This is a genomic window from Pedobacter chinensis (assembly GCF_003339865.1).
GTDB lineage: Bacteria > Bacteroidota > Bacteroidia > Sphingobacteriales > Sphingobacteriaceae > Pedobacter > Pedobacter chinensis.
Genome location: NZ_QPKV01000003.1, coordinates 82,046 through 109,033, shown reverse-complemented (window position 1 = coordinate 109,033; position 26,988 = coordinate 82,046). Strand labels below are relative to the sequence as shown.

The 26,988-nt window shown below is 37.8% G+C and carries 24 protein-coding genes; 16 read left to right on the top strand and 8 right to left on the bottom strand.

Annotated features, from left to right (window positions below):
- Positions 1-50 precede the first annotated feature (50 nt).
- From DU508_RS05805 to DU508_RS05795, 3 genes are all read left to right on the top strand, one after another.
- Positions 51-689: an MBL fold metallo-hydrolase gene (locus tag DU508_RS05805; protein ID WP_115401907.1), complete on the top strand. Its 639-nt coding sequence runs from the start codon at positions 51-53 to the stop codon at positions 687-689.
- Between the two features lie 89 nt (positions 690-778).
- A complete protein-coding gene (locus DU508_RS05800) occupies positions 779-2,005 on the top strand; it encodes an ABC transporter permease (RefSeq protein WP_233509401.1) in 1,227 nt (408 codons plus the stop codon).
- Position 2,006: 1 nt separating this feature from the next.
- On the top strand, positions 2,007-2,390 hold the full coding sequence (locus DU508_RS05795; RefSeq protein ID WP_115401906.1) for a hypothetical protein: 384 nt from the start codon (positions 2,007-2,009) through the stop codon (positions 2,388-2,390).
- Position 2,391: 1 nt separating this feature from the next.
- Here the strand turns inward: DU508_RS05795 and DU508_RS05790 are convergent, their stop codons facing one another.
- The 4 genes from DU508_RS05790 to DU508_RS05775 form a co-directional block, all read right to left on the bottom strand.
- Positions 2,392-2,769 carry a VOC family protein gene (locus DU508_RS05790; protein ID WP_115401905.1) on the bottom strand — a complete coding sequence of 126 codons (378 nt, stop codon included), beginning with the start codon at positions 2,767-2,769 and terminating at the stop codon, positions 2,392-2,394.
- Between the two features lie 269 nt (positions 2,770-3,038).
- Positions 3,039-4,715, bottom strand: coding sequence for a sodium/sugar symporter (locus tag DU508_RS05785; RefSeq protein ID WP_115401904.1), 1,677 nt, complete (start codon positions 4,713-4,715; stop codon positions 3,039-3,041).
- A 132-nt stretch (positions 4,716-4,847) separates the two neighbouring features.
- Positions 4,848-6,179, bottom strand: a complete 1,332-nt coding sequence (xylA, locus tag DU508_RS05780) for a xylose isomerase (RefSeq protein ID WP_115401903.1) — start codon at positions 6,177-6,179, stop codon at positions 4,848-4,850.
- Positions 6,180-6,198: 19 nt separating this feature from the next.
- Entirely contained in the window at positions 6,199-7,677 is a 1,479-nt protein-coding gene (locus tag DU508_RS05775) for a xylulokinase (protein ID WP_115401902.1), read from the bottom strand.
- 250 nt (positions 7,678-7,927) lie between these two features.
- Between DU508_RS05775 and DU508_RS05770 the strand changes: the two genes are divergently transcribed.
- The 8 genes from DU508_RS05770 (at position 7,928) to DU508_RS05735 (ending at position 12,273) form a co-directional block, all read left to right on the top strand.
- Positions 7,928-8,263 carry a tRNA-binding protein gene (locus DU508_RS05770; RefSeq protein ID WP_115401901.1) on the top strand — a complete coding sequence of 112 codons (336 nt, stop codon included), beginning with the start codon at positions 7,928-7,930 and terminating at the stop codon, positions 8,261-8,263.
- A 111-nt stretch (positions 8,264-8,374) separates the two neighbouring features.
- On the top strand, positions 8,375-8,842 hold the full coding sequence (locus DU508_RS05765; protein ID WP_115401900.1) for a nucleoside deaminase: 468 nt from the start codon (positions 8,375-8,377) through the stop codon (positions 8,840-8,842).
- A gap of 184 nt (positions 8,843-9,026) precedes the next feature.
- Positions 9,027-9,635: a superoxide dismutase gene (locus DU508_RS05760; protein WP_115401899.1), complete on the top strand. Its 609-nt coding sequence runs from the start codon at positions 9,027-9,029 to the stop codon at positions 9,633-9,635.
- Between the two features lie 100 nt (positions 9,636-9,735).
- On the top strand, positions 9,736-10,197 hold the full coding sequence (locus tag DU508_RS05755) for a hypothetical protein (RefSeq protein ID WP_115401898.1): 462 nt from the start codon (positions 9,736-9,738) through the stop codon (positions 10,195-10,197).
- 8 nt (positions 10,198-10,205) lie between these two features.
- Positions 10,206-10,436 (top strand): hypothetical protein, encoded by a 231-nt coding sequence (locus DU508_RS05750; protein ID WP_115401897.1) that lies wholly within the window; start codon positions 10,206-10,208, stop codon positions 10,434-10,436.
- 101 nt (positions 10,437-10,537) lie between these two features.
- Positions 10,538-11,170, top strand: coding sequence for a thiamine phosphate synthase (locus DU508_RS05745; protein ID WP_115402694.1), 633 nt, complete (start codon positions 10,538-10,540; stop codon positions 11,168-11,170).
- A 51-nt stretch (positions 11,171-11,221) separates the two neighbouring features.
- On the top strand, positions 11,222-11,782 hold the full coding sequence (locus DU508_RS05740; protein ID WP_115401896.1) for a thiamine pyrophosphokinase: 561 nt from the start codon (positions 11,222-11,224) through the stop codon (positions 11,780-11,782).
- Complete coding sequence (locus DU508_RS05735) at positions 11,779-12,273, top strand: GNAT family N-acetyltransferase (RefSeq protein WP_115401895.1); 495 nt, start codon at positions 11,779-11,781, stop codon at positions 12,271-12,273. Before DU508_RS05740 ends, DU508_RS05735 begins: the two co-directional genes overlap by 4 nt.
- Before the next feature lie 195 nt (positions 12,274-12,468).
- Here the strand turns inward: DU508_RS05735 and DU508_RS05730 are convergent, their stop codons facing one another.
- Together DU508_RS05730 and DU508_RS05725 are read right to left on the bottom strand one after the other, a co-directional pair.
- Positions 12,469-13,653 carry a class I SAM-dependent rRNA methyltransferase gene (locus tag DU508_RS05730; protein ID WP_115401894.1) on the bottom strand — a complete coding sequence of 395 codons (1,185 nt, stop codon included), beginning with the start codon at positions 13,651-13,653 and terminating at the stop codon, positions 12,469-12,471.
- A gap of 60 nt (positions 13,654-13,713) precedes the next feature.
- Entirely contained in the window at positions 13,714-14,748 is a 1,035-nt protein-coding gene (locus tag DU508_RS05725; RefSeq protein ID WP_115401893.1) for a LacI family DNA-binding transcriptional regulator, read from the bottom strand.
- A gap of 268 nt (positions 14,749-15,016) precedes the next feature.
- On the opposite strand from DU508_RS05725, the gene DU508_RS05720 reads away from it, so the two are divergent.
- The 5 genes from DU508_RS05720 to DU508_RS05700 all read left to right on the top strand — a co-directional run bounded on the left by DU508_RS05720 (position 15,017) and on the right by DU508_RS05700 (position 23,426).
- Positions 15,017-18,205, top strand: coding sequence for a SusC/RagA family TonB-linked outer membrane protein (locus DU508_RS05720; protein WP_115401892.1), 3,189 nt, complete (start codon positions 15,017-15,019; stop codon positions 18,203-18,205).
- Between the two features lie 21 nt (positions 18,206-18,226).
- Positions 18,227-20,023, top strand: coding sequence for a RagB/SusD family nutrient uptake outer membrane protein (locus DU508_RS05715; protein ID WP_115402693.1), 1,797 nt, complete (start codon positions 18,227-18,229; stop codon positions 20,021-20,023).
- 11 nt (positions 20,024-20,034) lie between these two features.
- On the top strand, positions 20,035-21,585 hold the full coding sequence (locus tag DU508_RS05710; protein WP_233509400.1) for a DUF4957 domain-containing protein: 1,551 nt from the start codon (positions 20,035-20,037) through the stop codon (positions 21,583-21,585).
- 81 nt (positions 21,586-21,666) lie between these two features.
- Positions 21,667-22,686, top strand: coding sequence for a pectinesterase family protein (locus DU508_RS05705; RefSeq protein WP_115401890.1), 1,020 nt, complete (start codon positions 21,667-21,669; stop codon positions 22,684-22,686).
- 2 nt (positions 22,687-22,688) lie between these two features.
- The gene (locus DU508_RS05700) at positions 22,689-23,426 is read left to right on the top strand and encodes a rhamnogalacturonan acetylesterase (protein ID WP_115401889.1); all 738 of its coding nucleotides are present in this window, start codon (positions 22,689-22,691) and stop codon (positions 23,424-23,426) included.
- 162 nt (positions 23,427-23,588) lie between these two features.
- Here the strand turns inward: DU508_RS05700 and DU508_RS05695 are convergent, their stop codons facing one another.
- Both DU508_RS05695 and ffh read right to left on the bottom strand, forming a co-directional pair.
- Complete coding sequence (locus DU508_RS05695; RefSeq protein WP_115401888.1) at positions 23,589-25,127, bottom strand: YifB family Mg chelatase-like AAA ATPase; 1,539 nt, start codon at positions 25,125-25,127, stop codon at positions 23,589-23,591.
- 493 nt (positions 25,128-25,620) lie between these two features.
- Complete coding sequence (gene ffh, locus DU508_RS05690; RefSeq protein WP_115401887.1) at positions 25,621-26,961, bottom strand: signal recognition particle protein; 1,341 nt, start codon at positions 26,959-26,961, stop codon at positions 25,621-25,623.
- Positions 26,962-26,988: the final 27 nt, after the last annotated feature.

Below are 26,988 nucleotides of genomic sequence, written 5' to 3'. Positions count from 1 at the left end.
CTGAATGATTAATAAGGCCGCATTGATTAAGCTTAATAAAAATCGAATATATGATTACCGTAAAAATATTCACATTCAACGCCTACAGTGAAAACACTTATGTTCTTTATGATGAAACCAGTCAATGTGTGATCATCGACCCTGGAATGTACGAAGGATTTGAGCAAAATGAATTGGCTTCTTTCATCAGGCAGCAAAATCTTAAACCTGTTTTATTATTAAACACCCATTGTCACCTGGATCATGTTTTCGGGAATAAATTTGTATTTGATACTTATGGCTTAAAGCCAAAGTTTCACATTGGCGAACTGCCAATATTGGAGGCCGTTCCTGGTTATGCGCCATCAATGGGTTTTAGCCGTTATGAGGTTTCACCCTTACCTGATGAGTTTTTACCTGAAACCGGAACCATAACTTTTGGGAACAGTGTATTGGAATTAATTTTCGCTCCTGGTCACTCGCCCGCACATTTGTGCTTTTACAGTAAAAAAGATCATATTTTAATTGGCGGAGATGTGCTGTTTTATGGGAGCATTGGCAGAAGTGATTTGCCTGGAGGAAATCATCAGCAACTCATTCAAAACATTTCAGATAAACTTTTTGTATTACCAGATGAAACCAAAGTTTACCCTGGTCATGGCCCGGCCACCACTATTGGTTTTGAGAAAAAACATAATCCTTTTTTTTAAAGGGATTTCGCAGGAACGAAAACGTGAAAGAGGTTTACAACCGTAAGCTTTTTACCTTTAAACCCTAACCTTTTAACTATCTTTGCCAAGTGAATACGCCACTATACATTGCTAAACGCTACCTGTTTGCGAAAAAATCCACCAACGCCATTAATTTGATATCTGGTATATCAATGGTTGGTGTAATGGTTGGCAGTGCGGCACTTATTATTATTCTTTCTGTTTTTAACGGGTTGGAAACAGTGGTACTTGGTATGTTCGATACCATCACTCCTCAAATAGCCATTACACCGTCAAAAGGTAAAACTTTTGATCCTAATACAACCTATTTCGAATCGTTAAGGAAGAATAAAGATGTTTATGCCTTCTCGGAGGTTTTACAAGAGAAGGCACTTTTAAAATACAACGACAAGCAGGCCGTTGGCCTGGTTAAAGGCGTAAGCTCAGATTATTTAAAAAACACCAAGTTGGATAGTACCATTAAAGAAGGAAGATTTGTTCTTCAAAATAAAAGTGGATTTAATGGGGTTATTGGGTCGGCTTTGCAAAGCTACCTTGCCGTAAACACTTTAGATCCTTTTACCGAATTGGAAATTTATTCGCCAAAGAAAACCATTTCAGTAAATTCTTTAAATCCGACGGATGATTTTATTGCGAAAAGTATTCGTGTAAGCGGTGTTTTTGAGGTTCAGCAAGATTTTGATAATGGAATTATTGTGCCACTTGATTTTGCCCGCGAATTACTGGATGAAAGCAAAAATGTTTCATCAATTGAAATTGATTTTAATCCAAATGTCGATGTAGATCAATATAAAGATGAGATCGCTGAAAAATTGGGTAAAGCTTTTGTAGTTCAAAATCGTGCAGAACAAAACAGTTCTCTGCATCACATTTTCAATTCAGAGAAAAGTATGGTGTATATTATTCTAACTTTTATTTTGATTATCGCTATATTTAATGTAGTTGGCTCGCTTACCATGCTGGTGATTGATAAGGTTAAAGATATTGCCATTTTAAGCAGTTTGGGGGCCAGTAAAAAATTAATTAAGCGTATTTTTCTATTGGAGGGAATGATGATTACCATGTCGGGCTGCGTACTGGGTTTATTAATAGGACTGATTTTCTATTATATTCAGCATACATTTGGAGTAATTGAGATGGGCGAGGGAACATTGGTAAATTCTTACCCTATTGGCCTAAAATGGAAAGACTTTATTTTAGTATTTGTTACAGTAGGTGTCTTTTCATTTTTGGCATCAGCTTTGTCATCAAATTTAAGTGTCAAAAAGATAGATCAAATTAATCAAACTATATAGAATGAGGTTATTTAAACAAGCAATTGTATTTGTTGTGCTACTTGGCGTGGCTGCTACCGCTTGTAATAGAACGGAAAAAGCTGAGAAAGAAAAAAGTAATGTTAAAATCGTTAAGGGGCTGTATAGTTTTGGCCCGGAGATGAAATCTTTTACCTTATGTGAAGATGGCCGTGAATATTGGGTAGCTGATAGTGTTAAAAATCTGGAACTATCTTACAGTAAACTTGGATTTGAAAAACCATACGAACCCGTTTATGTAGAGCTGGAGGGTTATATTGCAAAATCAGATACAGCCAGTGTTTCTGCAGATTTTGATTCTACTTTAGTCGTTACTAAAGTTATTAAAATCAGTAAGGAAATTCCTGATGGACCATGCAGTCAGTAACCTATTCTTCGCCTGGTACGGTTAACCACCAGGTATTACCCCACTCATCATTAAAGCCTGCGCTCAAACCGTAATCCCGTTCATCAGGTTCCTGTACAGATTTTGCTCCGTAAGCAATTGCCTGATCATAAAAAGCAATGGCTCTTGGCGAAAAAATAAACATCCCGGCGGGAGAAGGTGGATATTCATCATTAGCATCACTTAACATAACAGTGCCCTGATCAATTACAGCCTCAGCATGCATAATTGTTCCATCTTCCCTTGGCACAATCAGCTTGATATCGGCATTGAAAACCTCTTTTAAGAAGTCGATAAATTTTGCTGCATCTTTAACAATAAGATAAGGCATAATGGGTTGGTAATATGCAGGTGCTTTCATGATCTTTATTCAAAATTTAAAGCGTTTTCAATCCCCAGTTATTTGGTATCCACTTCAATTATTAACTGAAGCCAATAGTAATCTTTCTCATAAAGTTATCGATTTATACTAAAACAAAAAAGAGGCTCCCCATAAAGTCTTCGTTCAGGCGTCATCCCCAAATTAATTGGAGACCTTAAAGCAATGTTGCTATAAGGGGATTCCCGTTTTCGCAGGAATTGACGAATTGACTTTATGAACAGCCTCTTTTAAAATTTTAAGAAGATAGGCTACCAGTAAATACCGTAAAGGGCTACCAGTAATCCAATAATGATTAACGAGCCTACCGCAAAACCAGTTGTGGTTTTAAACATTTTAGCATCAATTTCTAATCCTTTTGGATTAATACCATTTCTGTTCTCAAATAAGCTGATAATAACCATACCAATGATACAGAACACAAATACAAAGCCCATTCTATCCAAGAAAGGAATTTCATATACTCCGGCAGCATTTGCTACTGAGAATCCCATTCCTGATAACCATGAAAGATCTGTCATTCCAGGAAGGAATTTTAGTAAAAGTGATAATCCAAAACCACCTATTGTTGCAAAAAGTGCAGCATTTGATGTTGATCTTTTCCAGAAGAAACCTAAAATAAACATGGCAAAAATACCTGGAGATACAAAGCCTGTATATTCCTGAATATATTGGAATCCACCTTTTTTGTCGATACCTAAATGAGGAGCAATAACAACACCTAAAATCATCGCTACAACAACAGCTACTTTTCCTGTTAAAACCAGTGCTTTTTCAGAGGCATCAGTTTTTAAAACTTTTTTGTAAATATCCAAAGTGAAAATTGTTGCTATACTATTTGCCTTTCCTGCCAATGAAGCCACAACAGCAGCTGTTAATGCTGCAAATGATAAACCTTTTAACCCTGCAGGCAATAGGTTTAGCAGAACAGGGTAAGCACGATCAGGGTTTACTGAACCGTCCTGTAACATCTCCGATTGGAAAGCCCCGTCTTTATAAAGTACATAAGCAGCAATGCCGGGAAGTACAACTATAATAGGCATTAATAATTTTAAGAATGCCGCGAACAGAATTCCACCACGAGCAGTTTTTAAATCGGCTCCTAAGGCACGTTGTGTGATGTATTGGTTGCAACCCCAGTAGTTTAAATTCACAATCCACATACCGCCTACCAGAACACTTAATCCCGGCAAGTCGATGTAATTCTCATTTTCGGGTTTTAAAATCATGTGGAAGTGCTCTGATGCTTTATTTGTCATCAGGCTGTACCCCTCAAAAATTCCAGATGTTCCGTAATGAGTTGAAACCAGGTTTAACGCTAAATAAGTTGTGGCTAAACCGCCCAATATTAAAAAGAATACCTGAATAACATCTGTATAGCCGATTACTTTCATTCCACCAAGTGTAATGATAATGGCAAATGCGGCAATGGCATACATACATAAATCCAAATTAAAACCAGAGATACTACTTACTGCTAACGCGCCTAAATACAGGATAGAAGTTAAGTTAACCACTACATAAAGTAATAACCAGAATACAGCCATGATCATTGCTACAGTTCCATTGTAACGTTGATGAAGGAATTGTGGCATGGTCGCAATTTTGTTCTTCAGGTAAACCGGGATAAAGAAAACTGCAACGATAACCAGCGTAAGTGCCGCCATCCATTCATATGTAGCAATGGCTAGTCCCATTTTAAATCCTGATCCGCTCATGCCAATAAACTGCTCGGCAGAAATATTCGATGCAATTAATGATGCACCAATTGCCCACCATGTTAGCGAACCTTCAGCTAAGAAATAGTCTTTTGAACCTGTGGATGCAGATTTTTTCTTATTGTAGATGTACAAGCCGTAAGCAGCTACAATTACGAAGTAGATTGCAAATACAATGTAATCTTTCGTGTCCAGTAAGTTTTGTTTCATTAATATCTCAAGTGTTATTTGGTTTAGAAGGCTAAATGTAATAAAATCATAAATTAAAATTTCAATTTTTTCAATTTAAAAATGTTAAAACGACATTTATTATTTCATTACAGGATTTAGCGCAGTCATTTTTTATATATATCTGTTAATTAAATTCTCAAGATATTCCTGTTTTCCGCTACGAACTTCTGGCTCACCATTTTCTGCTGCATAATTTCTTAAATCTTCCAGGCTTAACTTTCCTTGCTCAAATTCTGCCCCTTTTCCGCTATCGAATGAAGCGTAGCGATCAGCCCTTACTTTTTTGTAATCAGATTTTTGAAGAATGGCGTCAGCAGTGATCAAAGCTCTTGCAAAGATGTCCATTCCGCCAACATGTGCATAGAACAAATCTTTAGGATCTGTAGAGTTACGGCGAATTTTTGCGTCGAAGTTAACCCCCCCACCTTGTAAACCTCCACCTTCTAAAATAATTAACATTGATTCTGTCAATTCATTGATGTCATTTGGAAACTGATCAGTATCCCAGCCATTTTGGTAATCGCCACGATTTGCATCAATAGAACCTAACAGGCCATTGTCAACAGCAACCTGCAGTTCGTGCTGGAAAGTGTGTCCGGCCAAGGTAGCATGGTTTACCTCCAGGTTTAACTTAAAGTCAGGCAATAAATCATATTCCTGCAAAAAGCCTTTTACGGTAGCTGCATCATAATCATATTGGTGCTTGGATGGCTCACAAGGTTTAGGCTCAATAAAGAATGTTCCATTAAAACCTTGTTTGCGTGCGTAATCTTTAGCTGTATGTAAAAATTTAGCCAAGTGTTCCTGTTCACGTTTCATGTTGGTGTTCAGCAGGCTCATATAACCTTCTCTACCTCCCCAAAAAACATAGTTTTCGCCACCCAATGCAATAGTTGCATCCAAAGCAGCCTTAACTTGTGCTGCTCCATGAGCCAAAACATGAAAATCAGGATTTGTGGAAGCGCCGTTCATGTAGCGCTTATGACTAAAAAGATTTGCTGTTCCCCATAGTAATTTAACACCACTTTCAGCTTGTTTCTGCTTGGCATATTCTACCAAAGTTTGTAATCTGCGCTCGTTTTCAGCAACGTCATCTCCATAATCCACCACATCCACATCGTGGAAACAATAGTATGGCAATTGCATTTTGGTAATGAACTCAAAAGCAGCGTCCATTTTATCTTTTGCTCTTTCAACTGCATCTTTTTTCTCATCCCATGGAAAAATATGTGTGGCACCGCCAAAAGGATCAGCTCCATTTCCATTAAACGAGTGCCAATAAGCACATGCAAATTTAAAATGCTCGTTCATGGTTTTGCCTGCTACTACCCGGTTGGCATCGTACCACCTAAAGGCTAATGGATTATCGCTTTCTAATCCTTCGAATTTAATCTGATCTATGCCTTTGAAAAATTCTTTTGCTCCTGTTACTACTTTTGTCATTGTGATATATTTTGTGGTTCTATTTTAATGCTTTAATTAAAGTGTCTTTCCATTCCTGGTATATTGGCTCATATTTACCGGAATTTTGAGGAATGAGTGTCTTGATGACTTCGTGTTGTGTAAACGCTTCATCTGCTGTTTTAAAAATTCCTGCCCCAATTCCGGCTCCTAAGGCGGCACCAACGCTGCCATCATTTTCGTATAACTCAACCGGAACACCAGTCACATCAACAAATGTTTGCGCAAAAACATCACTCAGAAAAAGATTTGCCCTTCCTGCCCTGATCACTTTTGGCTCCATTCCATTTTCCCTCATAATGTCCAATCCATATCTAAAAGAAAATGCAATTCCTTCCTGTACCGCTCTGAAAATATCTGATTGATTGTGAATGTTTAAATCTATTCCTAAAAGTTGAGCACCGGTATATTGGTTGTTAAGCATACGCTCCGCTCCGTTTCCAAAAGGCAAAACTTTTAATCCTTTACTGCCAATTGGTGATTGGGCCGCAAGATCATTTAGTTCTGCGTATGAAGATTTAGGTGCAAAATTATGTTTTGCCCAGCGGTACATGCTTCCAGTGCCATTGATGCAAAGCAGTACTCCCGTGTTTTTTCGCTCGGGTGAATAAGTTACATGGGCAAAAGTATTCACACGCGATTGATGATCATACGTTAAGCTATCACTAACACCATATATCACGCCTGATGTACCAGCTGTGGCAGCCACTTCACCAGGCTTTAATACGTTCAATGATAATGCATTGTTGGGTTGATCTCCTGATTTATAAGCTACAGGAATTCCAGCTGTTAGGCCAAGTAATCTTGCGATACCTTCTTTTAAACTTCCATGAGCGGAGAATAATTGCCTTACCTCCGGAATGAAGTTGTGGTTAAGACCATAACATTCCATTATATCTTTTGAAATTTCATCTTTCTGGAAATCCCAAAAAATCCCTTCTGATAATGCAGATATACTTGTTGTTATTTCTCCGGTCAGTTTCATGGCAATGAAATCTCCGGGCAGCATGATTTTATCAATTTTCTGATAAATCTCAGGTTCGTTTTCCTTTATCCAGGCCAGCTTTGAAGCCGTAAAATTTCCTGGAGAATTGAGCAGGCTGTGCAGGGCATTTTCGTGTCCGATTTGTTCAAAGGCTCTTTCTCCAATTTCTACAGCTCTGCTGTCGCACCAAATGATGCTATCGCGTAACACATGCTGATCTCTGTCAACCACAACTAATCCGTGCATTTGATAGGCAATTCCAATTGCTGCAATTTTTTTTGGATCAAATAAGTTTGTTGCATTAAGTTTAAGAATGGCCTGCTGGGTATGGTGCCACCAATCTAAAGGCGATTGCTCTGCCCAGCCAGGATGAACAGATTTAATTTCTGTTTCTTGTTCAGGATATTGCGCAGCTACTACACTTTTCTGAGTGTTCACATTTACAACTGCAACTTTTATAGACGAAGTGCCTATATCAATACCTAATAAATACATCTGTTTTGGTTAAATTTAATATTTGGTTATGCAAACGGTTGCATAAAGATAGTTGTTAAATTATAATTCGCAAATTTTTTGTAAGAATCTGTTTAAAAATATTTTCTGTAGGGATTATTAAATCGATTAATTGGCTTTGAAACGAATATGCAACCGTTTGAATTAATTGATTTGTAATGTAAGATTTACAGGGGGTCTATTTAATATATTAATTTATAATTTTACTTTATTTGATAAAGAGATAAAATTTATGCAACAAATTAACTGGAACGATTTTGAAAAAGTAGAGCTTAGGGTTGGCACCATTCTGGAAGCCTTCGAATTTCCAGAGGCAAGAAGACCTGCATATAAGTTAAAGGTTGATTTTGGCGAATTGGGAATTAAAACAAGTAGTGCTCAGATCACTAAACATTATACTTTAGAGGAATTACCCGGCAAACAAATTGTAGGAGTGGTTAATTTTCCTAAAAAGCAGATTGGTAAATTTATGTCTGAGTTTTTAGTAACCGGCTTTGCCGATGAAAATGGCGATATTGTTTTAACTGCTGTTGAAAGAAAAGTACCTAACGGAAGTAAGTTGGTTTAGGTCATTTTGAATTATTTTCTTTAGATTTTTTACGGGATATCTCATTCTCTCTATGGCAGAACCTTACCCCTGATTAGAACCGATGTGTAAAGATTAAGCTATATTTACGCCATGAGTTTTTATAATTTCGACAATACGAATCCTGAGGAAGAAGATATTCATTACATGAAATTGGCTTTGGAAGAAGCGAAGAAAGCTTTGGCTGAAGATGAAATTCCGATTGGTGCTGTCATTGTAAGTAAAAACAGAATAATTGGAAGAGGTTATAATTTAACAGAAAAGTTTAATGATGTAACTGCTCACGCCGAAATGCAGGCTTTTACCTCTGCATCTCAAACCATTGGTGGAAAATACTTAAGAGACTGTACTTTATACGTAACCATTGAGCCTTGCGTAATGTGCGCAGGTGCAAGTTATTGGACACAAATCAGTAGAATTGTTTACGGTGCCAGAGAGGAAAAACGAGGCTTTATTTCAAAAAACGTGAATTTGTTGCATCCAAAAACAATTCTTAAGGGTGGTGTTTTAGTTAACGAATGTGCGGCCTTGATGAAAGATTTCTTTGCAAAAAAAAGGTAACCAGCATATAATTTAATTGGCTCGTGTTTTATGGCCAAATGCGCTAAATGTTTCACTCTTTAAACTTTTCAACTTTCCAGTCTTTCCCGGAAAAAAGATTTGATGATAATTACATGAACAAATCTTAACCTATGAATGTTATATTTGCTACTAGAAACTTTTTTAAATCTAAAAACATAAAACTATGGCTTTTGAATTACCTGCGTTACCGTACGCAACCGATGCATTAGAACCGCATATTGATAAAACCACCATGGAAATCCACCATGATAAACATCACCAGGCTTACGTGACCAATTTAAATAAGGCACTGGAAGGTAAGCCTGAAGCAACTTCCAGTATCGAAGAGATTATCAAGAATGTATCAAAATTTCCTGCAGCTGTAAGAAACAATGGCGGTGGACACTATAATCACTCCTTATTCTGGAAAGTTTTAGGCCCGAATAAAGGTGGCGAACCTACTGGCGATTTAGCTAAGGCCATTGACGATGCTTTTGGTTCATTTGCTGAATTAAAAACTAAATTACAAGATGCCGGTGCCACTCGTTTTGGTTCGGGCTGGGCGTGGTTATCAGTTGGTGCAGATAAAAAACTTCAGGTTTCCTCTACTCCAAATCAGGATAACCCTTTAATGGATCTTGCAGAAGTAAAGGGAACACCAATTTTTGGTATCGATGTTTGGGAACACGCTTATTACTTAAAATATCAAAATAAACGCCCTGATTATTTAGCGGCAATCTGGAATGCAGTTAATTGGGATGCGGTTGCAGAACTTTATAAAAAAGCGTTGTAAACCACCCATTTTAAATATTTTTTTTGAAAGTCCCGATGCAAACCGGGACTTTCTTGTTTTAAGATAAATAAGTAACTTCGCAAATAATAAATTGTTCAAAATGAAGAGGATTATATTTTTATTCTTAATTGCAATTGGGGTTAATGGGTTGGCAAAAGCACAGCAAAATAAAATGCCAACACCAGATGAGATTGCGAAAAAAAATGTGGAAGATTTGGATAAAAGGCTAAAACTGAACGACACCCAAAAAAGTGTGATCTATCGTTTTACATTCAATCAGGCTAAAGAACAAGCAGAATTAATAAAAAGACAGCAAGCTGGAAACTCCCGGGAAGAGGATGTAGATAAATTCTATAAGTTGCAAAATGAAACTTCGAAAAACATTCGAAACGTGTTGAAGGGTGAGCAACAAACAGAGTACGACAAAGTTATCGAGGAGCGATTAAGTGGCAAATCGGCTAAGGGTAAAAACAAGAAAAAGAAAAAAGGTGAGGAAGAAGAAGTGGAAAGCGATATCAAAGGCTTACTTTCTGCACCTCCACTTGAATTACAGAAACAATAATATTACCCATGCCTGAAATCATTCTCGGCACTATTGTTCTTGGCTTACTATTATCGCCACAATTGCTTGCGGGTTTCCTGGCCAAACGGACGGGGCGAAATTTCTGGTTCTGGTTTCTGATCTCTTTTCTAATCCCGATTATTTCTTTGATCATTCTAATCTTCTTGGAAGATAAGAATCCAAATGCATCAAGCTATAAATTAGCCGATCATGTTGATAAAGACCGGGAGCTAAAATAAAATCGGCTAACGAAATTTTAGGGCTTTGATGATGAAAAATATCTATTGTCATTGTGTATCGGTTATCTGATCCTCCAATCAACCATCATAAAAATCCCGGAATGAAATACATAGAAAAACTTCAATACATCACATCGGATACCCCGCACTTAACACATATTGAACAAGTGCAACTCGCTTGTGAGGCTGGTGCAAAATGGATTCAATATCGTTGCCTGAGTAAAACAGATGACGAACTTCTGATCGACATTAATGCGGTTGCTGAAATTTGTGATGATTGGGGCACCACACTGATCGTAACTGATCATATTCATTTAAATGGTCAAGCCGATATTCAGGGGTTTCACATTGAAGATATGAACGCAGATTTCATCACTTTACGTCAAATGGTTGGGCATGATGTTACTTTAGGAGGATCATCAAATACAATAGATAATTTAATTCGTTTGGCAAAGGAAGGTGTTGATTACGCCAGCTTTGGCCCTTTCTCCATTACTAAAGCCAGGCTTGATAATTATCCGGTTTTGGGTATTGGGAAATATCAGGAAGCCATTCAAAAGTTAAAATCCCTTGATATAAATCTGCCTGTTTTAGCCGTGGGTGGTGTTAAAATTTATGATATAGAGGCTTTAATGCAAACCGGTATTTATGGCATTGCAGTTTCTGGTGCAATCAATTTTGCTGATGATTTTATCGAGGCTTATCAAGATTTTTATGATGCCGTGAAACTTTAATCTTGCTACTTGATTCTCACTACTTGGTTCTATTTTTTTATCTTCGCAACTATGTCATCACACCATATCGTAAAAGAAAAACAGGAGCCCGCTTTATATATTGATGAGCTGGGAAATTTTAACGAAGAACTTCTGGGCCAGCTTTTGGAGTGGAGCCCAACGCTATTGGTAAATGGAGAGAATTACGATAAAATTTCTTCTTTGGGTTTAAAGGTCGATGTTGTCGTTAACGGAGCCAATCAGGAAACGCAGGAAGACACTAAAATAATTCAAGGCCCTGTTGATGCATTGATGGTAGCGATAAATTATTTGTACGAAGAGAAATATCCTGCAGTAAATGTAATTACCGAGAAATTCGATTTAGAAAAATTTGCAGGCTTTAATGACAAGATAAATCTGGTGGTGTTTACTTCGAAAGCAAAATATTATACCATTAAATCGGGCTTCTCGGTTTGGAAACCCGCAGGCAGTGAATTCAATATTATGGGGAACTCTTATCTTGAGGTTACCAATTTGATGCAGGAAGACGATGGAATTTTTAGAGTTGTGAATGATGGTTTTGTGGAATTTACCTTTTCCGGACAACCCATTTTTATTGCCGAGCCCATATGATTACAATTAGAAAAGCAAAAGAACAAGATATAGAAATTATCAGAGATATTGCCTCAGCTACATGGCCATCAACTTATCTCGAAATTATCGGGCAGCAGCAAATTGATTACATGCTTGATAAAATGTATAATAAAGGTGAGTTGCTTAAGCAATTTATGGAAGGGCATATTTTTTTAATTGCCGAAGATGATGAAAATCAATTTGGATTTGCTGGTTATTCGATTGTAGATCATGAAGAAAGAATTTATAAACTTCATAAGCTTTATGTTTTGCCGTCTGCACATGGAAAAGGAGTAGGAAAAATTCTAATCAATGAAGTTTTCAATCAGGTAAAAGATGCAGGCGGATCCGCTTTGCAATTAAATGTAAATAAACAGAATAAGGCGAAGGATTTTTATTTAAAAGGTGGTTTTACAATTAAAGAAGCTGTAAAGATCGATATTGGCCGAGGCTACTTTATGGATGATTATGTGATGGAATATCGGTTTTAGTTTTATATTTCCTTAAAATGAGCGCGCCACAGATTCGCAGATTTTCTTCGACTACGCTCAAGATGAAAAATCTGCGAATCTGTGGCTTATTTATGGTTATTCTATTGGTTGGTATCTCCACCAACCGAAACACCCAGTCATTTTATATCTCAAGTGCCGATTATGGATTGGGAAACGACCGCAGGCAATAAAATTTTACAAAACCCTCAGCAACAAACCTTTTAAATACTCTCCCTCTGAAAAAGAAATTCGTACAGGATGATCTTCTGGTTGACAGAATTGTTTAATGATTTGAACCTCTTTACCTGCATCAAGTGCAGCCCACGCAATGATTTGTTTAAAAGTTTCAATATCAACGGCACCAGAACAGGAGAAAGTTGCTAATAAACCTCCTTTCTCAAGTAACAGCATCCCAAGTCTGTTGAGGTCTTTGTAAGCCCTTGCCGCTCTATCTAAAGCGGAGCGTGAAGGAGCATATTTAGGAGGATCGAGTACAATGACATCAAATAACTCTCCTGTCTCTTTAAATGCTCTTAATTGCTTGTTTACATCCGATTGAATAGCGGTAACCTTACCCGTATCAAAATTGTTCAGTTCTACATTTTGTTTTAGGGTTTCTACAGCCAGCGCCGAACTATCAACGCTGGTAATACTTGCTGCATGATTAGCTAAGCTATTTAAACTAAAACCACCACTATAACTAAAGCAATCCAAAACCTTTTTGCCTTTTGTATAGCTTGCCAAAATCTTTCTGTTATCACGCTGATCGCAATAGAAGCCAGATTTTTGTCCTTCAGCAATATTGATATTGTAAGTTATTCCGTTTTCTTTCACTTGCAAAAACTCAGGAGGATTTTCTCCCCAAAGCAGTCCGTTTTCAACAGGTAAACCCTCATGTGTTCGGGCAGTGGCATCACTTTTATCAAAAATTCCCTTTGGCTGAAGTTCTGTTTTTAAAATTTCAACGATATCTGCTTTCGCATTTTCAATTCCCGAGCTCAGAATTTGTAATGAAAGAAAATCAGCATATTGATCAACGATCAGTCCAGGCAAGAAATCAGCTTCACTGAAAACTAAACGACAGGTATTGGTTTCTCCATTAAGAATAAACTGACGGGAGGCAATGGCTTGCTTTAAGCGGTTTTGATACCAGTTTTTATCAATTACCTGACTTTCATCCCACTCTAAAAGACGAACAGCAACTCTTGAATTGCTATTGTAATAACCATAGGCCAGAAACTCATTATCGAAAGCAAAAACTTTAACAACCGCTCCATTAGCAGGTTTTCCTTTAATTTTTTCTAATGCACCAGAAAATATCCATGGATGTCTTTGTAATGCAGCTTTCTCTTTCCCTTTCTTTAATATGATTTCTACCATATTGCAAAGGTAATAATTAGTTCGGAGTTGTAGTTTGGGGTTGAAAAAACAGAGATTGTATTATAAAAATCTATTTCCGATGTTTTTTTGCATCTTAACCAATTCCGTATCTAAAATCTTGATTTCGAATTCCGTTACTGGTCTTTTAGCTTCAATCATGGAAATAAGTAATTCTGTAGCAACCTGTCCCATTTCAAATGCAGGTTGTTTTACTGATGTTAAAGATGGCGAAAACAACTCCACTAAATTAGAATTGGTAAAACCTGCAATAGCGATTTTGTGTGCCACTTCAGGATTTGTTTTCTTCAGCGCCACGATACAGCCTGTGGTTAAACGATCACTTGAAATAAAGATTCCATCAGGTTTTAATGGCAAAAGTTCTTTCACTGCTTGTTCCAGTTCGGCACTGTGCATGCCGCCGTGCTGACAATATTTTACAAGTTCCGGTTTAAATTCAATGTGATATTTTGCAAGTGCAGCCTGATAACCTTTTAAACGTTCTTTAGTGATGGATAGATTTTCAGAATTTGTTAAATGAGCAATTACCCTTTTCCCTGACAGGATAAGATGCTCCGTTGCATCAAAGGCACCTTTAAAGTTGTTTGCAATCACTTTATGCGTTTCAAAATCTTCGGGAACCCGGTCAAAAAAAACAATGGGCAAACCTTTAGCATATAAATCACGTAGATAACTGATATCCTGAGTTTCAGAAGAAAGTGCAATCAATAAGCCATCAATTGACCTGGAAGCCAGATGCTCCACATTGAGTTTTTCTTGTTTGTAAGATTCATGGCTTTGTGAAATAATCACATGATAATCCCGGTCATATGCAATCGATTCAATTCCGTTGATCACTTGCGAAAAGAAGTTATTGGCAATTTCGCTAACAATAATTCCGATAGAGTAACTTCTTCTTTCTTTTAAACTTCTTGCTATAGGATTTGCCCTGTAATTAACCTTTTCTGCATAAGCTAAAACCAGTTTTTTGGTTTCTTCACTAATCTCATAACGGTCTCGTAAAGCCCTGGAAACTGTAGAAGTTGATAGTCCGAGCGCCTTAGCAATGTCTTTTATGGTGGAAGTTTCAAATCTCATTTTGTGGTAATGCGTACAAGTTACGAAAAATATCTTTCTTACAGTCTTAGAGGGCGATTTTAATAAGCGTTAAAATGACGTTTTTGGGAACGTTTGCACACTTTTTTAGTTAAATCTGATTTCAATCGATTTTAAGTTTGTAAAATTGTTACATCAACGTAACCAAATATTAATAAACAATAACATTCCGAAATAGAATTATATTCTACAGGCAAGCAATTGCAGAATCATATAGAAAAACCAAATAACTTTCAAATCAATAATAATTATGAACAGAGTTTTACTCTTTTTAGCATTTTTCTCTTTTTTTGGATTATCTGTTGCCCGGGCACAAAACAGACAGCTCACGGGTATTGTTAAAGATAAGTCTGATGGTCAGCCGTTGGTTGGGGTAAGTATAACCGTTAAAGATTCTAAATCGGGAGCGAGCACCGATGCTAACGGAGGTTACAAAATTTCCATCCCAACAAAAGGAGCGATTTTAACTTTTACTTACATTGGTTACAAAACCAGAAGTATTACCGTTAGCGATCAATCAAAACTTGATGTTTCTTTGGAAGAAGATGCCAATACACTGCAGGAAGTTACGGTTAACATCGGTTATGGTACAGTGCGTAAAAAAGATTTGACTGGCGCTGTATCATCTGTTGGCGCCGATGTCATCGCAGCAGCTCCGGTTTCGTCGGCACTGGAAGCAATTCAAGGTCGTGTTGCCGGTATAAGTATCGCATCAACTGAAGGTTCTCCTGATGCTGATTTAGTGGTAAGAGTTAGAGGCGGCGGATCTATTACCGGTGATAATTCTCCTCTTTACATTGTTGATGGTTTCCCGGTAACCTCTATTGCTGATATAGCACCACAAGATATAGAAACGATCGATGTGTTGAAAGACGCTTCATCAACCGCTATTTATGGCTCCAGGGGTGCAAATGGAGTAATATTAGTGACCACTAAAAACAGCAAGGACGGTAAAACCTCCATAAGCTACAATGTATTTACCGGTACAAGAACACTTGCTAATAAATTGGATGTGTTATCGCCTTTAGATTATGTGACCTGGCAATACGAACGATCACTTTTAGATAGATCTCCTAATGATTATACGCAATATTTTGGCAATTATCAGGATATCGATTTATATGGAAATGTGCCGGCAAACGATTGGCAAGATATTATTTTCGGACGTACCGGAACTACTTTTAACCAAAACATTAATATTAGCGGAGGTAGTGATAAAACCAAATATAGCCTTAGCCATAGTTTTGTTAAGGATAAAGCCATCATGCAGCTTTCTGATTTTGAAAGACAAAATATCAATTTTAAGTTAAATCATAAATTATATAAAAATCTCACACTTGATTTTGGACTAAGATATGCAAACACCAAAACAAAAGGAGGTGGTGCCAACGAGCAAAATGAAGTGTCATCGGCTGATTCGCGTTTAAAAAATGCCATGCTTTATCCATCTTTCCCTGTACCTGGTTTAACAACCACAACAGAAACGGATGATGAGTTTAATCTTTATAATCCCCTGATTTCGATATCTGATAACGATCAATATGTTCAGCGTAAAACTTATAACATCAATGGTGCAATTAGTTATGATATTATTGATAATTTAAGATTGCGATCTGAAGTGGGATACGATGGTTTCAGGAACGATCAGGATCGTTTCTATGGCACAACAACTTACTACGTAAGGAATGTTCCTTCAGCAGAAAATCAAAATCTTCCTGCCATTATTTTCACTAATACCAACCGAAACAGTATTAGAAACACAAATACTTTAAATTATAATTTCAGTAAGGTTTTAAGTAAAAACCATAATTTGAATGTTCTGCTAGGACAGGAATTCATTAAAACAGAGCTGGGGATATTAACCAATGTTGTTCACGGCTTTCCTAAATCATTTGCTTTTCAGGACGCACGGGTTTTGTCAACTCAGGGACAAGCAAATTCTATTGATAACAATTTTTCTCCCGATGATAAATTATTGTCATTTTTCGGAAGAGCGAATTATGACTATTTAGGTAAATATTTACTGAGTGCCACCTTTAGGGCAGATGGTTCATCTAAATTCTCTCCGGAAAATCAATGGGGATATTTCCCTTCAGTTTCTGCGGCTTGGAGAATTTCTCAGGAAGATTTTATGAAAGGAACCAAGTCATGGTTAACGGATTTGAAATTAAGGGCAAGTTATGGTACTGCGGGCAACAATAATATCCCTCCGGGGCAAATGAGCCAAACATTTCAAAATTCAGTTACTACATGGGTAAATGGTTTCAATAACTATTGGGCAGCATCTAAAACAATGGCAAACCCTGACCTGAAATGGGAAACCACGGTGACCAAAAACATAGGATTGGATTTTTCATTGTTGAACTCACAAATTACCGGTACCGTTGATGCTTATTTAAACAGAACAAAAGATTTATTATTGCAATTCCCGGTTGCAGGTACAGGTTACGATTTCCAATATCGTAATATAGGCGAAACGCAAAACAAAGGGCTTGAATTTTCATTGAACTGGAATGCGGTAAGAAAAACCAATTTTGATTTGAGTTTCAGCGCCAACATAAATTTCAACAGAAATAAAGTAATTTCATTAGGTGCGATCAAAAACATTAACGGATCATCTGGCTGGGCATCAACAGAAATTGGGGTAGATTATTTGGTAGAAGAAGGTGCATCAGTAGGTAGAATATATGGTTATCGCAGCGCTGGCAGATATGAAGTTTCTGATTTTTCAGGCTATAATGCAACAACAGGCAACTGGACATTAAAACCAGGTGTGGTAGATGCGACTGCTTTTATTGGAGCGCTTCGTCCGGGTTCAATGAAAATAGAAGATATTTCCGGCGACGGTAAAATCGACTTATCAGACAGAACAGTTATTGGTAATGCAAACCCGTTAAATACTGGTGGTTTTTCTGTTAATTCCAGAATATACAGTTTTGATATCGGTGCATATTTTAATTGGAGTTATGGAAATGATATTTACAATGCCAATAAAATTGAATATACCTCTACCAGTAAGTACAGTTCAAGAAATATGATTTCTGCAATGGCAAGCGGCAACCGTTGGACAAACCTTCGTGCTGATGGTACGATCAGTAATGATCCGGCAGAGCTTACCGCTATGAATGCGAATACCACATTATGGTCACCTTATATGAGAACTTTTGTATTGAGTGACTGGGCTGTTGAAGACGGATCATTTTTGAGGTTATCAACACTAACATTGGGTTATACCTTACCACAAGACATTGCCGGTAAATTAAAAATGAAAAAATTGAGAGTTTATGCTTCCGCTTATAATTTATGGTTGTTAACCAATTACACCGGATTCGATCCTGAGGTTTCTACAAGGCGCAGAACAAATCTCACTCCGGGAGTAGATTATTCTGCCTATCCAAGAAGCAGATCTTTTGTATTTGGTTTGAATGTTAATTTTTAGTTGGAATTTAATTTTAAGAAAATGAAAAAGATTATATATACACTGTTCATCATTACAGCCATTACTTTTATAAGCAGCTGTAAAAAAGCATTAGAGGCACCAACAAAATCCTCATTAGATGAATCTGTTATTTTTTCAACCCCGGGTCTGGCAGAAGGAGCGATAGCCGGAATGATCCAATCATTTGGAGAAACCAATTCTTATCGCGGACGTTTTTTGGTTTTTTATGGTATTAATAACGATACCGAGGTTAATAATACATTAAAAGCCACAACCGACGATAAATCAAGGCTGTCAAACTACAATGCCAATGTAAATAACGGGCAAATGAACACGGATAACAATGCCTGGGCAAAATTTTATGAAGGAATAGAGCGGGCTAACTTAGCCATCAGAGGAATCAGGACTTATGGCAAAATTGAAAGTAATGCTCAAATGGCGCAAATATTGGGCGAAATTTTAACCTTGAGAGCCGTTTTATATAACGATTTAATCAGGGGATGGGGAGATGTACCAGCTCGTTTCGAGCCTATTACCACAGCGACTACTTATTTAGCCAGAAGTGACAGAGATGTTATTTACAAACAGTTATTGGCAGATTTAGATGAGGCCGCGGGTTACCTGCCCTGGCCAAACGACAATGCCACAACGGCTAAAGTTGAACGAGTAAGCAAAGCTTTTGCGAAAGGATTAAGGGCCCGGTTAGCTTTGGCAGCAGGTGGCTATGCACAGCGCCTGGATGGAACGGTTCGTTTAAGTTCAGATCCTGAATTATCCAAAGAAAAAATGTACGCAATAGCCAAAAAGGAATGCCTTGATATTATTAATAGTAACAAGCTAAGGCTACTTGGTTTTGAAGAGATTTTTAGAAAATTAAATGAAGAAGCGGGCGCAGCAGGCTTAGAATCTATTTGGGAAATTCCATTTAGCGAAGGAAGAGGCAGGGTAATTTTTGATTTAGGGGTTAAACATCTTAAAACTGATAAATACACCGGGCAAAATAAAGGTGGAACAAACGGACCAAACCCGATTATGCTGTATGAATATGAAGCAGGCGATGTGAGAAGAGATGTTACTGTAGTACCATACGAATGGGATGGAGGCACTGGAGATACAGGTGGTTATCAGGTTCCTTCAAGTTTAGGTCGTTTGTACTTTGGTAAATACCGTTACGAATGGATGAAAAGAAGAGTCACTTCTACCAACGATGACGGTTTAAACTGGATGTACATGAGGTATGCTGATGTCGTTTTAATGGCAGCTGAAGCAATCAATGAGCTGGATGGCCCGGCCGCCGCCGCACCCTATTTAAAAATGATTCGTGATCGTGCTTTTCCAAATGACCCAGCTAAAGTTACTGCGTTCATGGCAACAGCCTCTGCGTCTAAACAAGCATTTTTTGATGCTATCGTAAATGAAAGAGCTTTAGAATTTACAGGAGAAATGTTAAGAAAAGGGGATCTGATCCGCTGGAATTTATTAAACACAAAACTGGCAGAAGCTAAAACTAAATTACAGCAATTGGAGAACAGACAAGGCAAATATGCTACGCTTCCTGCAAAAATTTATTATAGAACAGCTGCCAATGGAGAAACTGTTGAAATATATGGCTTGAACTATGGAGATACAGATGCACAAGGATTAGCTTTAGGTTATACCTCAAATAAAACATGGACATTGGTATCATCGGGTGATGCGGTAACTTACTGGGATGCACTCGCTGTAAAAGATCCTAACGCACAGCAAGTTTGGCCAATATGGCAAGTTTTCTTAGACTCATCAAACGGATTGTTAAATAATAAGAACTTGAACTTATAATGAATTGGGTTATGAATAGAAATAATATATATGTAGCTGCTTTCTTTCTGATCTCTTCGCTAAGTTTATCAGGTTGTAAAGATAATGTAGCGGAAGAAATTACTAAACTGGAAGTAGACAGGGCTTTTTCACCAACAGGATTAACCGCAACAGTTGTTGATAAAACAGGCGTTAGATTGGCCTGGAAAGCAGTAAATAATGCTAAAACTTATACTATTGAGATCTTTGAAAACACAGATTTTTCAGGATCGCCGGTAAAAACAGTGAATAATATCACTTTCTTGCAAGTTCCTTATACAGTTACCGGCCTTGCAGGCGATACCCAATATGGAATTAGAGTTAAAGCTGTTGGAGAAGGCGTAACTGATTCCAAATGGATTACCGCAACAGCAAAAACTGATGCCGAACAGATCCTTCAAGCCGTTGATGCTGCCAAGCTGACTGCAAATTCAGTTACTTTAAACTGGCCAGCTGGCGAGGCTGCTACAACAATTACGCTAACCCCTGGTAATATTACACATACGGTTACTGCTGCTGAAGTTGCTGCCGGTGAAGCGGTTATAACTGGTTTAATCCCGGAAACATCATATGCCGCAAGATTAACCAATGGCGCTAAGGTTAGGGGTACAATTACTTTTAAAACAGCAGTTGATATTGGTAACGCAAAATTGATTAACTCTGTCGCTGAGTTTACAGCAGCGTTGTCAACAGCTGTTGGAGGAGAATCTTATGCCTTCGCCAGCGGAACTTATGATTTTACCGGAACAACCATTGCGGTTACAAAATCCATTTCAATTGTTGCAGTTAGGGCTACTGAAAGACCTTTGCTCAACAATGTTAATTTCAATGTACAAAGCGGAGCATCGTTAAAACTTAAAAATTTGATTATTGATGGAGGAAATGTGCCAAACTATGCGGTATCTTATGCTATAGGAAATTTTGGAGATTTAGAAATCGATGGTTCTGTGGTTAAGAATTATAAAGCAGGTATTATTGGAATAACTGCTGCCTTATCTACTGTTTCATCGATTTTGATCAACAACAACATTTTTAATACTTTCGGTACTGATGGCGAATTCATCGATTTCCGTACAGGCTTTGCAAACAAATTTACCTTCACTAATAATACGCTTTACGGCCAAAGTGAAAGAGAGTTTATCCGTATGGATAATGCCGCTGGTGCAACCTATCCGGCAGCTAAAATAATTATTAATGTAAGCAATAACACATTTTATGGCGTAGGTAATTATGCTTCCAGTGTAAGGAGATTGTTTTATGTACGCATACCTGCGGCAAATCATGAAATTTCTTTCACCAAGAATATTGTAGCGAATACTACCGTATTGTTAGCTAATCAGTCTGCTACAAATTTAACGACGTTATCCGGCAATAATTATTTTGGCACATCCAATCTCATTTCATCTTCTGTGTCAGGAGCTAAGATTGATGCTGGAGGTACAGCCTTGAACCCGGGTTTTACAGACCCAGCTACTGGTAACTTTACGATAAGTCAACCAGATTTAAAAACAAATGGAATAGGTGATCCCCGGTGGATAAATTAAATCCCGTTATTTTTTCTGAGGGCAGGTTTTTTACCTGCCCTTTTTCATTGAAATTCAGATGGTATATTTTATATTCACATAATGAGTCATCCAATCTTATTTAAGTGCTTAGCAAGCTTTTTATTTACATTCCTTTTTTACAGTGTCGCTGCTCAGGATCCAAAATATCCGACAGAAATCACCGTATCGAAAGATGGAACCGGAAACTATAAAACCATTCAGGAAGCTATAAATTCTGTAAGAGATTTAGGCGAAAAACAGGTTAAAATTTATATTAAAAATGGTACTTATCAGGAAAAAATCGTTATTCCATCCTGGAAAACCAATATTAAATTAATTGGCGAAAATAAAAATCATACTATTATCACTGGTAACGATTATTCAAGCAAAATGAATTCAAACAGCAAAGATGCTTTTGGCTTAAGCAAAATGACAACCTATACTTCATATACCGTTTTAGTACAAGCAAATGATATCACCATAGAGAATTTAAGCATCATTAACTCGTCTGGAAGAGTTGGTCAAGCTGTTGCACTACATGTTGAAGGAGACCGGTTTGTAGCCAGAGATTGCAATATTCTGGGTAATCAGGATACTTTGTATGCTGCAACGGAAAATAGCCGCCAGTTTTATCAAAATTGTTTCATAGCAGGAACAACAGATTTTATCTTTGGGAAATCAACTGCGGTTTTTCAAAGTTGTACCATTAAAAATCTAAGCGACTCTTATGTTACAGCCGCATCAACATCTAAAAATCAAAAGTTTGGCTTCGTGTTTCTGAACTGCAAAATCATTTCTGATAGCCTGGTCACCAAAGCGTATTTAGGGAGGCCCTGGCGTCCGTATGCGAAAACTGTTTTTATAAATTGCGATTTAGGTAAACATATACTTCCTGTTGGATGGAATCCATGGAAAGGTGATTTAATGTTTCCTGATAAAGAAAAAACGGCTTTTTATGCCGAGTATAAAAGTGTTGGTTTGGGTGCTTCCCCAGGCACAAGATTGCCCTGGATAAAACAATTAACGGATCAGCAAGTGAAAATTTACACTTTAAAAAATATATTAGGTGGAACAGATGGCTGGAATCCACTGACAGATTAGATATGAGATTAACCTTTTTAAAAACATCAGGATTCGCAGTATTAGTGGTTTTAAGTGCTTTCACTTTCAAAAAACCAACTATGCTTTATATTATCGGGGATTCTACTGCCGCCAATAAGGAATCAACAAAATACCCGGAAACAGGTTGGGGAATGAAACTTCAATCTTTTTTTAAAAATGATGTTAAAGTGGATAACCGGGCATTAAATGGCCGAAGTACAAAATCTTTCCGGAACGAAAAGCATTGGCAGCCTATATTGGATCAACTCCAAACTGGCGATTATGTTTTTATTGAATTTGGTCATAATGATGAGAAGATTGATAAACCAGATGTGGGGGTTACACTGGCAGAATTCAAAACAAATCTGATCAATTATGTTAACGAAACCAGAAATAAAAAAGCAATTCCGGTGCTGCTCACTCCAATTTCAAGGAGAAGTTTTAAAAGTGGAGTCTTGATTGATTCTCATGGCGGCTATCCGCTAGTGACCAGAAAAGTATCTGATTCATTAAAAGTTCCTTTGATTGATATGCTGGCTAAAACAACGCATCTTTTAGATCGTTTAGGCGATGCAGGTTCGATAAAATTATTTCTTCATGTTGATTCAGGGCATGTTAATTATCCAAACGGGAAAAAAGATGATACCCATTTAAATGTTGATGGGGCTAAACAAGTTGCAGGTTTAGTGGCTAAAGGTATTAAAGAGTTGAAGTTAGGTTTAGCGAAAAGTTTGAAATAAGTTAAACTGCTTAATCACCTCGTCATGCTGAATTTGTCAGCATCTTTTCTGCTATGCGTTCGTGTTGTTAAGGTTCTGAAACAAGTTCAGGAAGACGGCCGTTCATGTAAGGTTTTTAAGCGTTACGCTAACCACTACATCATGCTGAGTTTGGCAATCCATTTATCCTGCCCAGCCATCTCTATCCAGACTTCGATAATTAATAGATTCTGCTAAATGCTCTAATTCTACATTTTCACTTCCGTCCAAATCGGCAATTGTCCTGGCCACTTTCAAAATCCTGTCGTAAGCACGGGCCGATAAACCTAATCTCTCCATTGCAGATTTTAACAAGGTTGTTCCTGCTTCACTAATCTGACAAACCTTTCTTACCATTTTTGGGCTCATTTGTGCGTTGTAATGTAAATCGTCCTTATCAGCAAAGCGATGGTCTTGAATTTCTCTTGCTTTGATTACACGAGCCCTGATCATTTCGCTTTTCTCCGCTTCGCGGGATGAAGCTAACTCAGAAAAATTAACTGGTGTTACTTCAACATGTAAATCAATCCGATCTAAAAGTGGTCCTGAAATTTTGCTCAGATATTTTTGCACAATACCGGGTGCACAAACACATTCTTTTTCCGGATGGTTATAAAACCCACAAGGGCAGGGATTCATAGAAGCAACCAACATGAAACTTGCAGGATACTCCACGGAAAATCTTGCGCGAGAGATAGCTACTTTTCGATCCTCCAAAGGTTGGCGCATAACCTCTAAAACCGTTCGTTTGAATTCAGGTAATTCATCCAGAAACAGAACTCCGTTATGGGCTAATGATATTTCTCCGGGTGCAGGATTCATGCCACCGCCAACCAACGCTACATCAGAAATTGTGTGATGCGGAGAGCGGTAGGGTCTAATGGTCATTAGTGCATCGGCGGCCGAAAGTTTACCCGCTACAGAGTGAATTTTGGTTGTTTCCAAGGCCTCATATAAATTTAGAGGAGGCAAAATGGTTGGCAAACGTTTGGCGAGCATTGTTTTGCCGGCTCCCGGTGGTCCAATCAATATCACATTGTGGCCACCTGCAGCAGCAATTTCCAGTGCCCGTTTGATGTTCTCCTGCCCTTTAACATCTGCAAAATCGTGCTCGTAGTTGCCAATATTTTTCAGAAATTCTTCTTTTGTATTTATTTTAACCTGCTCAAGCGTTCCACTATTATTAAAAAAAGAAATAACTTGTGCTAAGGTTTCTACACCGTAGGCGATTAATTCATCAACAATTGCTGCTTCACGCACATTTTGTTTGGGCAAAATAAAACCCTTAAATCCATCTTGTTGTGCCTGGATAGCAATGGGCAAAGCCCCTTTTATGGGTTGAATAGCACCATCTAAAGATAGCTCGCCCATAATAAAATAATTCTCCAGTTCCGTCGATGGAATTTGCCCGGATGCAGCTAAAATCCCGATGGCGATTGGTAAATCATAGGCAGAGCCCTCTTTCCTGATGTCTGCAGGAGCAAGATTGACTACAATTTTTTGTCGAGGCATGCGAAAACCTGCAACATGAATTGCACTTTCAACACGTTGTAAACTTTCCTTTACCGCATTGTCGGGCAAGCCAACCATAAAATATCTATTGCCTTTACTAATGCTAACTTCAATGGTTATGGTTAAAGCGTTTACTCCATAAACGGCACTCCCGTATGTTTTTACAAGCATGAACTCTCTTCTGAAAATTAAACGGGATGTAAATTTATTCTGGGACGAATAATGAAATTGACTGGACTAATATAAAAATAGTTTTGAATAGATCACAAATATTTTTAACCAGTAGGTTTAGCCGTCGATAAGTTGAGGACCAGGATAAGATAAGACATACTAACCTTTAATATGGATTTAAGACGCATTTGGTTCGGAGTTGGTTCGGACTTATGACAATTCTACCCGACCAGACCCGGTTCTAAATCCGACTTGAGTTTATATCTATGGTTAATTTTTTACCAGAATAGTATAAGTCATTCCTATTGTGGGAAAATGGCGGTATAAAGAAGATAAAACTAAATTTTGCCAGAAAAGACCGGAGGTATAACTATGGAATGTGATTTTTTAAAAAAATCTTAAGAAATTTAAGCCTGTCAAGCTGTTTAAAAAAATCCCAACCATTGCTGGTCGGGATATATTTAGCCAAGTCTTTTTGTTTCTAACAGAAAACCTATCTTTTTCCAAAAGGCATTTTCGGCATCCCCTTCATCATTGCTGCTGCGGCTGCCGGATTTGAAAACTGTTTCATCATTTTACGCATGTCTTCAAATTGTTTAATCAGCTTGGTAACTTCTTCTACTTTGCTTCCAGATCCTTTGGCAATACGTAAACGTCTGCTTTGTTGAATAGCATCAGGATTTTCTTTCTCAAAAGGAGTCATTGAATTGATAATAGCCTCGATTGATTTGAATGCATCATCCTGAATATCCACATTTTTCATCATCTTGCCCACACCAGGAATCATCCCCATCAAATCTTTCATATTACCCATCTTCTTGATCTGTTGAATCTGGTTATAGAAATCGTTGAAGTCAAATTTATTCTTGCGGATTTTCTTTTGTAATTCTGCTGCTTCCTTCTCATCGAATTGCATTTGGGCACGTTCAACAAGAGAAACCACATCACCCATGCCCAGAATACGCGATGCCATACGGTCTGGATAGAAAACATCAAGTGCTTCCATTTTCTCGCCGGTACCAATGAATTTAATCGGTTTGTTCACTACCGATTTAATTGAAAGTGCCGCTCCACCACGTGTATCACCATCTAATTTGGTTAAAACAACGCCTGTAAAATCAAGTCGATCGTTAAATACTTTGGCTGTATTTACCGCATCCTGACCCGTCATGGAATCCACTACGAATAAAATTTCGTGCGGTTGTGTTTTTGCTTTAACTTCCGAAATCTCGTTCATCAACGATTCATCGATCGCTAAACGACCAGCTGTATCGATAATGATGACGTTGTTTCCATTTTGCTTACCATGCGCAATTCCCTCTAAAGCAATACCAACCGGATCGTTTGATTCACGGTTTGCATAAACCGATACACCTACAGAAGTTCCTAAAACCTCTAACTGATCTACCGCTGCAGGGCGATACATATCTCCCGCAACCAATAAAGGTTTTTTGCCCTTACCTTTTAAGTGCAAGGCCAATTTACCAGCGAAAGTGGTTTTACCCGCACCGTTTAAACCTGCAATTAAAATAATGGTAGGATTTGCTTTTGTTTCCAGTTCAGTAACCTCGCCACCCATTAAGGCCGCAAGCTCATCGTTCATGATTTTGGTAAGCAACTGACCAGGGGAAACGGCAGTTAATACATTCTGTCCTAATGCTTTTTGCCTTACATCATCTGTAAATGCCTTGGCGGTTTTATAGTTAACGTCGGCATCTAATAATGCTTTACGAATCTCTTTCATGGTTTCTGCCACGTTGATTTCCGTAATGCTGCCTTGTCCTTTTAATACTTTAAATGCTCTGTCTAGCTTGTCCTGTAAATTATCAAACATCGTTATATAAGCTAAAAGCTAATCGCG